8 protein-coding genes are annotated in these 14,616 nt (G+C 62.3%); all 8 read left to right on the forward strand.

All coding sequences use genetic code 11. The features are described from left to right. The first annotated feature begins 663 nt into the window (after window positions 1-663). The 8 genes from maf to JW929_02980 all read left to right on the forward strand — a co-directional run bounded on the left by maf (window position 664) and on the right by JW929_02980 (window position 14,483). A complete protein-coding gene (gene maf / locus JW929_02945; protein ID MBN1438342.1) occupies window positions 664-1,326 on the forward strand; it encodes a septum formation protein Maf in 663 nt (220 codons plus the stop codon). Further along, complete coding sequence (locus tag JW929_02950; protein MBN1438343.1) at window positions 1,323-3,587, forward strand: hypothetical protein; 2,265 nt, start codon at window positions 1,323-1,325, stop codon at window positions 3,585-3,587. The genes maf and JW929_02950 overlap by 4 nt, the downstream gene beginning before the upstream one ends. Window positions 3,588-3,608: 21 nt before the next feature. Then, window positions 3,609-5,894 (forward strand): hypothetical protein, encoded by a 2,286-nt coding sequence (locus JW929_02955; GenBank protein MBN1438344.1) that lies wholly within the window; start codon window positions 3,609-3,611, stop codon window positions 5,892-5,894. Next, window positions 5,891-6,898 carry a ribosome small subunit-dependent GTPase A gene (gene rsgA, locus JW929_02960; protein MBN1438345.1) on the forward strand — a complete coding sequence of 336 codons (1,008 nt, stop codon included), beginning with the start codon at window positions 5,891-5,893 and terminating at the stop codon, window positions 6,896-6,898. The genes JW929_02955 and rsgA overlap by 4 nt, the downstream gene beginning before the upstream one ends. Before the next feature lie 188 nt (window positions 6,899-7,086). Further along, window positions 7,087-8,070, forward strand: coding sequence for a hypothetical protein (locus tag JW929_02965; protein MBN1438346.1), 984 nt, complete (start codon window positions 7,087-7,089; stop codon window positions 8,068-8,070). Between the two features lie 783 nt (window positions 8,071-8,853). After that, on the forward strand, window positions 8,854-9,963 hold the full coding sequence (locus JW929_02970) for a DUF362 domain-containing protein (GenBank protein ID MBN1438347.1): 1,110 nt from the start codon (window positions 8,854-8,856) through the stop codon (window positions 9,961-9,963). 827 nt (window positions 9,964-10,790) lie between these two features. Next, on the forward strand, window positions 10,791-12,416 hold the full coding sequence (locus tag JW929_02975) for a DUF3459 domain-containing protein (GenBank protein MBN1438348.1): 1,626 nt from the start codon (window positions 10,791-10,793) through the stop codon (window positions 12,414-12,416). 315 nt (window positions 12,417-12,731) lie between these two features. Further along, a complete protein-coding gene (locus JW929_02980) occupies window positions 12,732-14,483 on the forward strand; it encodes an ABC transporter ATP-binding protein (protein ID MBN1438349.1) in 1,752 nt (583 codons plus the stop codon). Window positions 14,484-14,616 lie beyond the last annotated feature (133 nt).

Raw genomic sequence — 14,616 nt, forward strand, 5'->3', positions numbered from 1 at the left:
CGAAAGATTGCCGTCGAAGGATGCCGCGGTTGGGAGGGCCAAAGCGTGGATCGGGAGGGAAAAGGAATTCGTTCCAACCAGCGGTGCGCGGGAATCCGATCGGTTCAATCTGCCTGAGGGTAAAAAACTGTATGTACCTGCTCAGACTGTTATTTCCGTGTAAAAATCTCAAAAAAGAACTACCGGCGTTTGATTTTTTTTAACCTCCCGGCGCCCGCCCTCGCGAAGCGGGGAAAGCGGGGTTCGAAGCCGGGATCCAGTAATTTGTGATAATCCAATGGATGCGGGCTAAAATCACCCCCGGCGAAGAACACGCCGAGGGCGGGCGTCGGCAAGACGATCACTGGCTTATCAGTTACAACTGTTTCGGCTCGGGGTGGAAACCCCGGGCTTGTATACCCTGCCCGGACTCGCCGGAAAATCCAATCAGAAACCGCCGAACTTTTATAATAGTGGCCCACAGGCTTCACGGGCGGTGGGCTTTCCCGGCTTTTTCGGAGATCTCTGTCCATATTTTGCGCCTTTTCCAGCCGGATTTGTTCCAAGGGTGGAGTCCGGTGCGGTTATTCAATAAACCATTCTCTCAGCCCGAATAATCGCCTTTGATACAATACGGTCGAACAATGGAATTTCCGCCTGAGAAATGCTCGACGATGGAGGATAATGAACCTGGTTCTCGCATCCGAATCCCCTCGACGGCGGGAGCTTCTGCGGCAATCCGGCATCGGTTGCATCGCGCTGCCGGTCTCCATCGACGAGGAAATCCGACCGGGCGAGGATCCGCAGGAGGCGGCGGTTCGGTTGGCTTGCAAGAAAGCCCGCGCGGCATCCCTTGTGCTTTCCGGGCTCGAGGAATGGATCCTGGCGGCGGATACTGTTGTGGCCGACGGGAAAACCGTACTGGGGAAACCGTGCGACCGCCGGCAGGCGGAGGAATACCTGCTGCGGTTGCGCGGCCGGGCGCACCGGGTGATCACCGGCGTTTGCCTGTTGCGCCTTCCCTCCGGGGAGGAAGCCTCCGCGGCCGCGGTCACCGCGGTGCGCATGCGGAATTATTCCGACCCGGAGATCGCGGAGTATCTGTCCGGCGGAAACGCGCTGGACAAGGCCGGCGGGTACGCCATACAGGATTCCTCCTTCCGGCCGGTCGAATCCATCAACGGATGTTACACTAACGTCGTCGGCCTGCCGCTGTGCCTCGTGTATGGGCTGTTGGAAGAAGCAGGGAATCCCCCGGCCCGGCCGCTTCCGGAAGCCTGTCGAACGGGGAACGGATGCGGTTTTGCGCCGGTCCGGAATGAACGCCCAAGGAGAGTGACGGTTTGAAAAAGTGGGTCTTTCCTGCGCTCTTGGTGGTTGCGGTTGTCCTGGCCGTGATCCTCATCCGCTCCTTGTTTTCGAGGAACGGCGGCGGCCCCGTCGAGCCGCTCATCACCCAATCGCCGCTGGGATTGGCGGTCACGCAGGCGCCCTCGCCTGAATCCGCGGCGCGCGCCTATCTCGACGGCTGGCAGACGCGGGATTATGGCAAGATGTATTCCCTGCTTTCCGCCCTCAGCCGGGACGCCATGTCGCCGGCTGAGTTCCAGGCGTTCTACGAGGATGTCCATCTCAACGTCACGTTCCAGTCGCTGGATTACCGGATCCTTTCGGTGGAACTGACTCCCACCGACGCGACGGTGGGATTCGAAGTCACCCTGCACACGATCCTGGTGGGCGACATCACCCGCCAGACCCGGATGCTGTTGAAGAACCAGGACGGGGGCTGGAAAGTGGCTTGGGACGGAAAGACGGTCCTGCCGGAGCTGGAGAACGGCAACCGGCTGATTCTGCACCGCAGCTATCCCGCGCGCGGCAACATCTACGACCGAAACGGGCTGGCTCTGGCGGCCGAGGCCGAGGCGGTGGAAATCGGGATTGTCCCGGGGGAGATCGAAGACGAGGACCAGGTGGTCGCCTACGTGGCGCTGGCCCTGCACATGCCCCGCGAAATGGTCCGCCAGATGTTCGATTACAACCATCCGGATTGGTATTACCCGATCGGCGACGCCAACAAGGCGGATATCGAGCAATATTACGGAACCCTCCGCAACCTCGCCGGCATCCACCTGACGACCACGATGATGCGCTACTACTACGGCGGCGGGATCGCTTCGCATGTGGTCGGATACACCCAACAGCCCTCGGCGGAGGATATGGCCTACTACCAGTCGATCGGATACGCCGGCGACGAACGGGTCGGGGTGAGCGGGTTGGAAGCCTGGGGCGAGCAATATCTGGCGGGAAGAGCCGGCGGGCAACTGTGGGTGACCTCGGCCGCCGGCGCCAACCTCGCCCTGATGGCGGAAGCCCAGCCCCAGGCGGCGATGGCGATCTACACCACGCTCGACCGCGAGCTGCAGCAGAAAATGGAACAGACCCTGATGGGCCCGTACACCGGCGCGGCGATCGTGATGAACCGCAACACCGGCGAGATCCTGGCGATGATGTCGAGTCCGGGGTACGACAGCAACCTGTTCGATCCCAGCAGCTTCAACGGCACGTACAACAACGGCGCGTTGGTCCAGGCGATCATCAACGACCAGCGCCATCCGCTGGTCAATCGGGCGACCCGCGGATTGTACCCGCTGGGATCGGTGTTTAAGATCATCACCCTGGCCGCCGCCTTGCAGTCCGGGATGTTCACCCCGGACTACGTTTACAACGACGTCGACGGGTATTTCCGCGAGCTCGAAGGATTCACCGGAACCGATTGGACGCTCGAGAAGGATATGAAGCCGCAGGGGAAGATCACCCTCGAGCAATGCCTGGAGCGGTCCTGCAACACGTGTTTCTGGCATGTCGCGCTGGCGATGTACTATCAGGAGCCGTGGCTGGTCCCGAACATGGCGATGGCCTTCGGCCTGGGATCGGAAACCGGAATTCTGGGCGTGGAGGAGGAAGCCGGGCTGGTGCCCAACCCCACCTGGAAGCGGGAAACCCAGGACGCGGACTGGACCGGCGGAGACGCCCTCAACCAGGCGATCGGGCAGGGATCAATGCAGGTAACTCCCCTCCAGGTGGTGGATTTTGTCGCCGCCGTGGGCAACGGAGGAAATCTTCTGCGTCCGCAAATCCTGCTGACCGTCAAGCCGCCGATCGGCGAAGCGGTCTTCTCCTTCAAACCAGAAATCCGCGGAACGCTACCGGTCTCGGCCGAAAACCTGGCTTCCATCCAGCGGGCGATGACCGGGGTGGTGAACAACGCCAAGGGCACGGCGCGGCACCGTTTTTACGGTATGGAGATCTACAAAATCGCGGGAAAAACAGGAACCGCCCAGACGACCGAATACGACCTGCCGCACTCCTGGTTCGCCGCCTATACCTTCGGGGACAATCCGAACAAGCCGGACATCGCCGTGGTGGTCATCGTCGAGAACATCGGGGAAGGATCGACCTACGCGGCTCCGATGACCCGGCGGATCATGGAGCTCTACTTCAAGGGCCAGCCGGCTTCGTATTACGAGTGGGAATCCGAATACGGATTCCGCGGAACCGACACGCCGGAAGCGACCGAAGAGCCGCCCGAGGAAGTCGTCAACCCGTAGGGACGATCCCGGCGGGGGAGCATGCAATACCAGCATCCGGAATGGAAGAACCGATATCAACGCGATGCCGCAAGACGCCGCATCGGTTGGGCGGTTGCGGGATCGCTCGCGGCCGCCGCGGCGTTTCTGCTGCTCACCCGGTGGAACCTGCCCGTCCCCGCCTCCCGCCCGTCCACTCCCCGATCCATAGACCCGGTCCAGACAGTCATGCCCTCGCCCGAATCTGCGGCCAGGGCCTTTCTCGAGGGATGGCAGGCGCGGGATTACAAGAGAATGTATTCTCTTCTTTCCCCGACCAGCCGGGAAGCCGTGGCCGCCGAGGACTTCGCCGCCGCCTATCAGGACGCGGCTTTCCAAACCACGCTGGGATCCCTCGAATTCGCGATTCTCGACGCGGAGATGACCCCAAACGACGCCAGAGTGGATTTCGAAATCACTTTACACACGGTCCTGCTCGGCGACCTTTCGCGGCGGACGCGGTTACTGCTTGCCGGCCGGGACGGGGCATGGACGGTGGCCTGGGATAGGCAAACGATCTTGCCCGAGTTGGAAAACGGCAACCGGCTGATGCTGCACCGCGAGTATCCCGCGCGCGGGAACATCTACGACCGAGAGGGCCTTCCGCTGGCGGCGGAGGCCGAGGTGGTGGAGATCGGGATCATCCCGGGCGATCTCACCGACGAAGACGCCGTGCTGGCGCGCCTTTCAGCGGTGATGAAGGTGCCGCGCGAAACGATCCGCATGAAGTACGCTGAGGCCTTGCCGGATTCCTACGTTCCGATCGGAGAGGCGGACGCGGTGGACATCCCCGGCGGACCCGAAGCGCTGGATGCGCTCGACGGCGTGCAGACCGCCTCGGCGACCCGCCGCTACTACTACGGCGGCGGAGTCGGTTCCCACGTGGTCGGATACACCGGCAAGATCCCCCAGCAGGCGCTCGAGGGCTATCAATCGCGCGGATATTCGGGCGGCGAGACGGTGGGAGTCGCCGGATTGGAATTCACAGCCGAGAACGACTTGGCCGGGACGCCGGGCGCAACTTTATGGCTGACCGCCGCCGACGGAACCTTTTTGAAGAATCTGGCCGAGACGCCCCTGCGGCCGGCGATGGACGTGAATACCACCCTCGACCGGGACCTGCAGGCGCAGATCGAACGGACCGTGCTCGGCTCCTACAACGGCGCCGTGGCGGTCCTCGACCGCGACACCGGCGAAGTGCTGGCGATGGCTTCGAGCAAGGCCTTCGACAGCAACCTGTTCACCCCCGGCAGCCTGAACGGTTCCTACCTCGTGGGCGGAATCCTGGCGGATCCCGACAGCCCGCTCCTCAACCGGGCGGCGCGGGGGTTGTATCCGCTTGGTTCGGTGTTCAAGATCATCACCATGGCCGCGGCTTTGGAATCCGGCTTGTTCACCGCCAACTCCGTCTACGACGATGCCACCGGAACGTATATTGGAGCCGACGGAGTTTTGCGGACGGATTGGACGGTGGAGAGGGAATTGGAGCCGCACGGCGAGCTCACGTTCGAACAGTGTCTGGTGCAATCCTGCAATCCCTGCTTTTGGCATGCCGGGGAAACCCTTTGGAACCAGGATCCGCAGCGGCTGACGGAGATGGCTGAGGGTTTCGGCCTTGGATCGGCGACGGGGATTCCCGGCGTGAACGAGAATCCCGGATACGTGCCCGGCCCGGAGACGGGGGAAACGAGCGTGACGGACGCGCTCAATCTGGCCGTCGGCCAGGGCGGCCTGCAAGTGACGCCGCTGCAGGTTGCGGATTTCGTCGCCGCGGTCGGGAACGGCGGGGTTTTGTACCGGCCGCAGGTAATCCTTTCCATCGGCCCGGCGGACGGCAAGCCGGTCTATTCCTTCGCCCCCGCCGTGCGCGGCGCGCTTCCGGTCAGTGCGGCCAACCTGGAGGTGATCCGGCGCGCCATGCGCGGCGTGGTGTCCGATCCGAAAGGCACCGCCCGGCCGCGGTTCGTCGGCATCTCGCAAGTGATCAAGATCGCCGGCAAGACCGGGACCGCGGAATCCGGGAGGCCCGACGAACCGCATTCCTGGTTCGCCGCCTACACCTTCACCGAGGGGAGCAAGCCGGATATCGCCGTGGCGGTGATCGCGGAATACGCCGGCGAGGGATCCACCCACGCCGCGCGGATGGTCCGCCGCGTGATGGAGATATATTTTTTCGGCCGGCCGTCGACGCTCTATCCGTGGGAAGCCGACTACGGCCTGCGGGCCACGGATACGCCGACCGTGACCGAAGAGCCGCCCGCGACCCTCATCCCGGAAGGGTCCGAATGACGCGGGAGAAACGCGGCGATCGCGAATCGCGCAAAGACGACTCCGGAATCGCCGGCGGCGGACGACCGCCCGGCGGGGATGCGCTGCTGACGGGAATGGTCGTCAAGGCCCAGTCCGGCTTCTACACCGTGCGGACCGAGCACGGGCGGATCACGTGCCAGTTGCGCGGCCGGCTGAAGAAGAAACGCGTCGCGACGGACCTCGCGGCGGTGGGCGATCGCGTGAGAATCATGCCGCTGCCCGACGGCACGGGCGCGATCGAGGAGATCCTTCCGCGGAACCGGGTCCTTTCCCGCTCGTCGCCCTCCGCCGGCGGGCGGCGCGGGTTCGCCGAAAGCGCAACCGAACAGGTGATTGTCGCCAATCCCGACCAGGCGGTGTTCATCTTCGCCTGCGCCGAACCCGCGCCGCACTTGCGGATGCTCGACCGGTTCCTGGTGGCGGCCGAACGGGCGGAGATCCCGGCCGTGGTGTGCGCTAACAAGACCGACCTGGCGGAAGCGGGTTGGGCGGAAGCGCATTTCGGCCTATACCGCAAGGTGGGGTATCCGGTGCTGTTCACCTCGGCCAGGACGGGCGCCGGCGTGGACCAATTCCGGGCGATTCTGCGCGGTAAACTCAGCGTGCTTTCGGGACCTTCCGGGGTGGGCAAATCCAGCCTGCTGAACGCGGTCCAACCCGGACTCGGCCTCGCCGTGAGTCACGTCAGCCATTCGAACCGGAAGGGACGCCACACCACCGTCGCCCCGGAATTGATCGAGCTCGAGGAGGGCGGCTACGTGGCCGACACGCCGGGCCTGCGGGCGATCGCCTTTTGGGACATCGCCCCCGAAGAGTTGGACGCCTACTTTCCCGAGATCCGCCCGCTGGTCGAAATGTGCGAATTTGGGGATTGCACCCACGAAGATACGCCGGGCTGCGCCGTGATCCGTGCGGTCGCGGAAGGGAAGATCAGCCCGGAGCGCTACGATTCGTATTTGCGGCTCCGGCACGGGGAAACCTGACCCCTAGCCCTCCTTTTTCCTCCCCAAATCAGCAGTGGTACAGATGGTCTTTTGCTTCTGGTCCTGCCGATTCAGGGAAGGGAGGGAGGGGTACGAAAGCCCCAGCCAACGTTCCCCTACGGGTATAGGATATATAATGAATCTCCCGCGCGGGAAGGAATGCTTCCCGCCGCGGGCGGATCCGTCGCATGGATTTCCTTGGCGGCCGCCGTTTCCGGATCGAACTTCTCCTCTTCCTGCCGCTGGCGGGAACTATCTCGGCGGCTTGTTCCCCGCCGGCTTCCTCGGCCGGCGCGCAGTCCGCACTGCAGATCGCGCCCGTCCCGGTCGTCTATTCCGGCGAGGTCGCCAGCTTCGACAACGGCCTGCTGCTCGAATATCCTTTTCTGGATGCCTACAAGGGCATGGAAGGCGAACGCTGGCTGGGGCGGCCGGTCACGCGCGCCTTCGCCGACCGCGATCTGGGCTGGACCCTGCAGATTTACGAATACGGCGTGCTGGCGCAGGATCCCGGCGACGGCCATATCTTCCTTATTAAAATCAGCGATCTCCTCGGCCGGCGCCAAGCGGGAGTGCCGCCTTCCAAAGATTCCAATTGTTCCTATTCGCAGGAAACGGGTCACAACCTGTGCTACGAGTTCCGCGAATACATCCGCACCGCGGGGGTCGAGCATTTCGGTCCGCCGGTGGCCGAGATGATGATGGATGCCGACGGGATTCTCTTTCAGGATTTCGAATACGCCCGCCTGCAATGGGTCGGCGGGGGGATCATCCGCGAGCGGTGCGGCGAGACGTTTTTCCTCCAGCGCGGGTATGACCGCGCCTTGCGCGAGCCGGCGGTCGAATCCGCCGGCCCGGCGGCGGGCGTGACGAGGCTCTACGCCTCGCTCGCCCGGCCGACCCTCCGTCCGGGTGAAATGCAGACTCTGCAGGTTGCGTTGACCGACGCGACCGGGGCGGGAATCACGGGCGTGGCGTTGCAGGTCACCCTGGAGAAGGAAGGCCAAGCGTTGCTTGAAATCGCTCTTCCGCCGACCGACGCGAGCGGCATGGCCTCGCTCTCCTTCCGGGTTCCGGACGCCGATCCCGGAACTCGGATCCGGGTGATCGTCCGCGGTGCTTGGGAATCCACTCCCTTGGAAGCCGTCGTCGAGTTCGAAGTGTGGTGGTAGGACTTGGGCCGCGGGACATCCCGCGTCCACGTCGCCCCAACCCAACCCCATGGTCCCCGTTGGCTGCCCTGAGCAACTTCTTTGGAGAGGAGAGGGTAAATGCGTGTCCGGAAAATGCCGTCGCTGCTGCTGCCCTGTTGCCAATGGACCGTCGGATGCAACATCAGCGGCAGGATTGCGGCGACAGGAGACAGCGGGCGGATCCCAGCGCCGGCGCAGAAAACCCGTTTCCCCACGGGGACTTCTTTTCCAATCCATACACCCACGGCGGCGATCCCTTCCAACCGCTCCATAGCCGGGTGATGAAAAAGGCCTTTGATAGTGTCATTGCGAGGAGCGAAGCGACGAAGCAATCTCCTTTAAGAGTCCGCCACCCCGACCGCATACAGGCCGGTGGCCCGCAATGCGAATTGAGTTTTGTTGGGGGATCCGACGCTGAGGTTGCGCGCGTCCGGCGCGGGGGGGAATTTGGAAGTTGATAGAGTCGTCCTTTGGCGGCCAACCGGTGCCGGCGCAAATGGGGCGCAGGGCGGGAGAATTGGGCTTGAAACGCAGCCACCGAAGCCCAAATCCCGCGTTTACTTCCAACTGCTGGCTACGGAGAACGATCGCGGGTAATTCCCTCTGGGAGCGGGCGTTTCCAATCGGAGGAGGGAGTCAAATAGAGGCTGGGCGTAGATAGAGGTGGATACTCCATGGCCGGCATCTCATTTGCTATAATGCGGAACCAACAACCACTCCCTCGGCCCGCGCGCGGGTTCGAGGAGACACTTACGAGGAATTATGCCCCAAAAAGCCAAAGTCTCCGTACTCCGCACTTCGCCGGAAACCGTTCTTCAGGATTATGAGCGTCTCTTTAAACTGGCGGACGGAAAATCCGCGTTGGATTCGAAAGCGACCACCATTCTCAAGGACAACATCTCCTGGCACTATCCGCTGCCCAGCGCGAATACCACCCCCTGGGAATTGGAGGGATCGATCCTTGCCCTGCAAAAAGCGGGGTTCACAGATTTGGTCTGCGTCCAGAACCAAACGGTCGTGATCAATGCCTTTAAAGGCGAAGATTTATGCGGATTCCTGCCGATTTTCAAGCACTACGGCATCCCGGTTAAATACAACTTCCGCAATGAAGACATGACCTGGGTGGAGTACAAACCCAAAGCTAAAATGCTGGTGCTGGATCAAATTTTCGATAAGGGGATCCGCATCCCGGATTATTTCTTTGGCAAGAATATCGTCCATCTGCCGACGGTCAAGACCCACATCTACACCACCACGACCGGCGCGATGAAAAACGCCTTCGGCGGACTGCTCGCCACTTACCGTCACTACACCCATTCCTGGATCCACCAGACTCTCACCGACCTGCTCTCGATCCAGAAGGAGATCCATCCCGGGATCTTTGCCTTCATGGACGGGACGATGGCCGGCGACGGCACCGGGCCGCGCACGCCGACTCCGGTGGAGAAGAACGTGATCCTGGCTTCGGCCGACCAGGTGGCGATCGACGCCGTGGCGGCCAAGCTGATGGGGTTTGATCCGCTGAAGATCGACTACATCCGCTTGGCGCACGAAAAGGGGTTGGGCGTCGGCGACGTGCGGCAGATCAACCTGGCCGGCGACGACGTCTCGAACGAGCATTGGCACTTCCACGTGGGCAAGAATGTCCATACCTTCATGGCCTGGATGGCCTGGTACGGGCCGACCAAGGTGCTGCAGAAGCTGGTCCTGCGCACGCCGCTGGTGGCGATCCCGATCTTCCTCTCCGAGTTCAACCACGATTACGTCCATTGGCCGTTCAAATCCAAGCGCGTATACGAAACGTGGCTGGCGGAGAATCGGTGGGGGCGGCTGTTCCGGCGCTATCAGCGAGAAGGCGTTCTGAAGAAGTAGCTCAAGCTCCACCGGTCCAATCCGCTTCGCCTTGCCCTTCTCCCTCCTCAACCGAAACGAGGGGAGGGAGATTTTTTAAAAAATCTGCCGTCCTTCCAGGATCCTGCCCCCCAATCCCTTCACACTCGCGAGACCTTCAGCTTACGGGCAAGTTTTCTCCCTATCCTGCCATATTCCCACAAAAGAATTCAGCGCGTCGGAAGCCTACCGATGCGAATTGCTCGGAATGCAGGTTGCCGGAGAGCGGAAAGAGAATGGGGGATAGGCATTGGGAGGACGGAAAACAGGATTTCTCTTCAATCTGGCGTTGTTCCCGAAAAAACCTTTCAATATTCTGATGGTTCACAGGGCTGTTTGGAAAGCGGAAAAACGATTTTTCCATTGGAACATTGCCGTCTACTTGTGTCGTCATTCCCGCGCGTTTATAGCGGGAATCCAGGGATTGGGAGGCGTGGATGCCCGCGTATATCCGGCGGGCAAGGCGCCCCTTTAAGCCTTTTCAGACACCAACGAATTCGCGGGACGAGACACTAGGATGAGGTAAGGAGATCCTTTTCTGGGATGTTGATATCCGCCGTTCGCCCAAAGGTAGGGGTTCATTCTGTACACAGCGGCATGCGGACGCCGCGTCCAACATCCGGATTCCCCGGATCAACAAAACCATCGGAACTGATGCGGGAATCCGGCGTTGTCGATCAGAAGGAATTGAGGGCGGCCGGGAAAGCGTTTCTTTCTGGCAGCAAAAAGACAGGACCGGCACAGAGAATAAACCGCGTTGAAAAGGCCACGACGGTATAATCCCATCGGATTGATGCCACGGAGGTCGCATGCCTTCCCTGCCCTGGTGGAAAACGGGAGTGATCTACCAAATCTACCCGCGTTCGTTCGCGGATTCCGACGGCGACGGCGTCGGCGATCTGCCCGGCGTGATCGCCCGCCTCGACCACCTCAACGACGGCACGCCCGATTCGCTCGGGGTCGACGCGATCTGGCTTTCCCCGTTCTTTCCTTCCCCCGGTTTTGATTTCAGCTACGACGTTTCCGATTATTGCGCGGTCGACCCGCTGTTCGGAACGATGGCGAATTTCGACCGGCTGGTGGAGGAAGCCCACCGCCGCGGAATCCGCATCGTCCTCGATTTGGTGCTCAACCACACATCCCATCTCCATCCGTGGTTCGTCGAAAGCCGTTCGTCGCGGGAGAATCCCAAACGGGATTGGTATCTCTGGCAGGACGCGGGCCGCTTCGGCGGCCCGCCCAACAATTGGGAATCGGTCTTCGGCGGCAAGGCATGGATGTGGGATCCGCACACCAGGCAGTATTACTTCCACATGTTCCTCGAGCAGCAGCCGGACCTCAACTGGCGCAATCCGCAGGTCCGGCGGGCACTGATGGATGTGTTCCGATTCTGGCTCGACCGCGGGGCGGACGGCTTCCGGCTCGACGTGTTCAACGCCTATTTTAAAGATTCGATGCTGCGCGATAATCCGCCGGCGCTCGGAATCCGCGGGTACGACCGGCAGAGGCATATTTACGACAAGGACCAACCGGAGCTGTTGAGCGTTTACCGCGAAATCCGCTCGATTCTAGATTCCCGCGGCGGCGCGATGGCGGTGGGCGAGGTGATGGGCGGCGGGATGGAGGAGGCGGTGCGCTACGGCAAGGACGGTCTTATGCCGCTGACGTTCAATTTCGATTTTACCCACCAAGGATGGAATCCGCGCGGCTTTTTACGCTCAGTGGAGCGGTACGAACGCGCCCTCGCGGAGGGCGGCTGGCCGAGTTGCGTTCTGAGCAACCATGATGTCGTCCGCCACGCCACCCGCTACGGCGGACGCGCTCCGGAGGCGCGGGCCAAGGTCGCCGCCGTGCTGCTGCTGACCCTGCGCGGGACGCCCTTCCTTTACTATGGCGAGGAAATCGGAATGCGCGAAGGGCGGCTGCGCCGCGCCGAAATCATGGATCCGCCGGGGAGGCGCTATTGGCCGATTTATAAGGGCCGCGACGGATGCCGAACGCCGATGCCTTGGAACGCCTCCCCCGGCGCCGGATTTTCCTCCGGCAAGCCCTGGCTGCCGGTCAATCTGGATTCCCGCGGGGTCAACGTGGAGGCGCAGCGGGCGGATCCGGATTCGGTGTTGTCGTTCTACCGGAAATTGATCTGGCTGAGGAAGAAGACGCCCGCCCTGCAAACCGGGGATTTCCGCAATATCGGAAAACCCTCTGGCCGGGCGCTGGCATACCTGCGGGAAGCGAAATCGCAGACGGTCCTGGTGGCCCTCAACTTCTTCGAATCCGCGTGCGAGCTTTCGTTCCAGCGGCCGTTGTCCGCCGGGTCCTGGCGGCTTTTGCTTTCCACCCACCCGGCGGAAGCCGTGCGGCAACCCGCCGGCGGCTCCATCCGCCTGCGGCCGAACGAAGCGGCTGTGTGGGAAAAGATGCGGCCGGGTTGAAGCCCGTCATTCCCGCGTGTACTTAGCGGGACTCAAGATGTGATTTCGTATCTCCTCAGCCCCCTGTCCCTGCCCTTTCCTCACCTCCAACCCCACAACCCCTTCCCCCTCTCCTGACTTATGCCAGGAGAGGGGGAAGGGGCCAGGGGATAGGGGTGAGGATGGAAAAAGCAGGATTTCATTTCAATATTACTGAGGCTGAGCAGATACGTGATTTCTTCTTAAAAAGAACGCAAAGACGCTGGATGCCCGCTTAAAACACGCGGGCATGACGACCTGAGGACTCTCCGTATTCCAGGTTTATACTTTCCCCCGATGCTCAACAAGCCTTTCCGAATCATCCTGAACTATGCCAAGCGCTACCGGCTAGCGCTGGTCGTCGCCGCGGCCAGCATGCTGCTGCTGGTAGGCGTGCAGCTGCTCGTCCCGTGGGTGATCCGCCTGCTGATCGGGGCGGTGACGGAAGAGGCCGCCGCGGGCGGGGCGGAGGAGTATGTCCGGACTCTTGCGCTCGTCATCCTGGCGGTGCTCGCGGCGCGGTCGGTGCTGCAGTTCCTGCGCTCCTACATGGCGCACATCGCCGACTGGAGCGTGGTGGCCGACGTGCGGCGCCACATCTACGAACACGTCCAGCGCCTCTCGCTGCGCTTTTATCAGGATCAACAGGTCGGGCAGCTGATGTCGCAGGTGATCAACGACACCGAGCTGTTCGAACAGTTCATCGCCCACGCCGTCCCCGACGTGATCGTCAACGTCGTCACCCTGGCCGGGGTCACGGCCGTCCTGCTCGGACTCAATTGGCGACTGACCCTCCTCAGTTCCCTGCCCATCCCGCTGGTGATCGTCGCCCTGCTGCTGTACGCCCGCTGTGTGCGTCCGGCGTTCCGCTTCCGCCAGAAGGAGCTGGGCGACCTTAACGCGGCGCTCAACGACAACCTGGCCGGGATCCGCGAAATCAAGGCCTTCGCCCGCGAGGGCGACCAGGCGGCGCGGGTCGGGATCCGGATCGAGAATTACCGGCGCTCGCTGCTCTACGCCCTGCGGCTGATGGCAACGTTCGAGCCCTTCGTCGAATTAACCCTGTCGCTGGGGACGGTGGTGGTGATCTTCTTCGGCGGGCGGATGGCGCTGGCCGGGACTCTGCCGGTGGCCGACTTGGTGGCGTTCTTCCTCTACCTCGACCTGTTCTATCTGCCGGTGCACAACCTCAGCGCGGCCTGGGAGGCGGTCCAGAGCTCGCTGGCCGGGGCGGACCGGGTGGCTTCGCTGCTGGCGGAGCAGCCGGAGCCGGACGAAGCGGCCGGCGCGCATCCCCTGGCCGGGCGGGCGCGCGGCGCGCTGGCCTTCCGCGGGGTGGGCTTCGAATACCTTCCCGGCGCACCGGTGCTGGAAGGAATCGACCTGGAAATCCCGGCGCGTTCGGCCGTCGCGCTGGTCGGGCCGACCGGGGTGGGCAAATCCACGCTGGTGAGCCTGATCCCCCGTTTCTACGATGTAACCGCCGGCGAGATCTTGCTCGACGGAGAGGACCTGCGGCGGATCCAGCTGGCGGACCTGCGGCGGCAGATCAGCATGGTTCTGCAGGACGTATTTCTTTTCTACGGATCGGTGCGGGAAAACCTGCTTTTCGGGAAGCCGGATGCGGAGCAGGCGGAGGTGGTCGCGGCGGCGAAGGCGGCCAACGCCCACGAATTCATCGCCGCGCTTCCGGACGGATACGACACGCTGATCGGCGAACGCGGGGTGAAGCTTTCGGGCGGGCAGAAACAGCGCCTCTCCATCGCCCGCGCGCTGCTCAAGGACGCGCCGATCCTGATCCTCGACGAGGCGACTTCTTCGGTAGACACCGAGACCGAACTGCTGATCCAGGAGGCGCTCGAGCGGCTGATCCGCGGGCGGACGACGCTGGTCATCGCCCACCGGCTGTCCACAGTCCGGGCCGCCGACCTGATCGTCGTCCTAGAGGACAAGGCGATCCGCGAGAAAGGGACTCACCAACAATTGATGCGCAAAAACGGCCTGTACAAGCGGCTCTACGCCATCCAGGACCGGATGGACGAGCTGTAAAAACCACAGCCACAAAACGCACAGAAGGCACAAAGGGTTTTCATTTTTGACTCCCCTGAAAAAAGTGGTTTTTAAAATGCCAATTCCGGCTTTCGCATGAGAATCCAGGCGCGGAGCGAAAAAAAGAAAAAGG

The sequence above is a fragment of the Anaerolineales bacterium genome (genome assembly GCA_016928575.1).
GTDB lineage: Bacteria > Chloroflexota > Anaerolineae > Anaerolineales > RBG-16-64-43 > JAFGKK01.

Bases quoted from the DNA above. Each gene is read 5' to 3' on its own strand.
- maf (MBN1438342.1), top strand. From the start codon at position 664: ATGAACCTGGTTCTCGCATCCGAATCCCCTCGACGGCGGGAGCTTCTG.
- JW929_02955 (MBN1438344.1), top strand. From the start codon at position 3,609: ATGCAATACCAGCATCCGGAATGGAAGAACCGATATCAACGCGATGCC.
- rsgA (MBN1438345.1), top strand. From the start codon at position 5,891: ATGACGCGGGAGAAACGCGGCGATCGCGAATCGCGCAAAGACGACTCC.
- JW929_02965 (MBN1438346.1), top strand. From the start codon at position 7,087: ATGGATTTCCTTGGCGGCCGCCGTTTCCGGATCGAACTTCTCCTCTTC.
- JW929_02970 (MBN1438347.1), top strand. From the start codon at position 8,854: ATGCCCCAAAAAGCCAAAGTCTCCGTACTCCGCACTTCGCCGGAAACC.
- JW929_02975 (MBN1438348.1), top strand. From the start codon at position 10,791: ATGCCTTCCCTGCCCTGGTGGAAAACGGGAGTGATCTACCAAATCTAC.
- JW929_02980 (MBN1438349.1), top strand. From the start codon at position 12,732: ATGCTCAACAAGCCTTTCCGAATCATCCTGAACTATGCCAAGCGCTAC.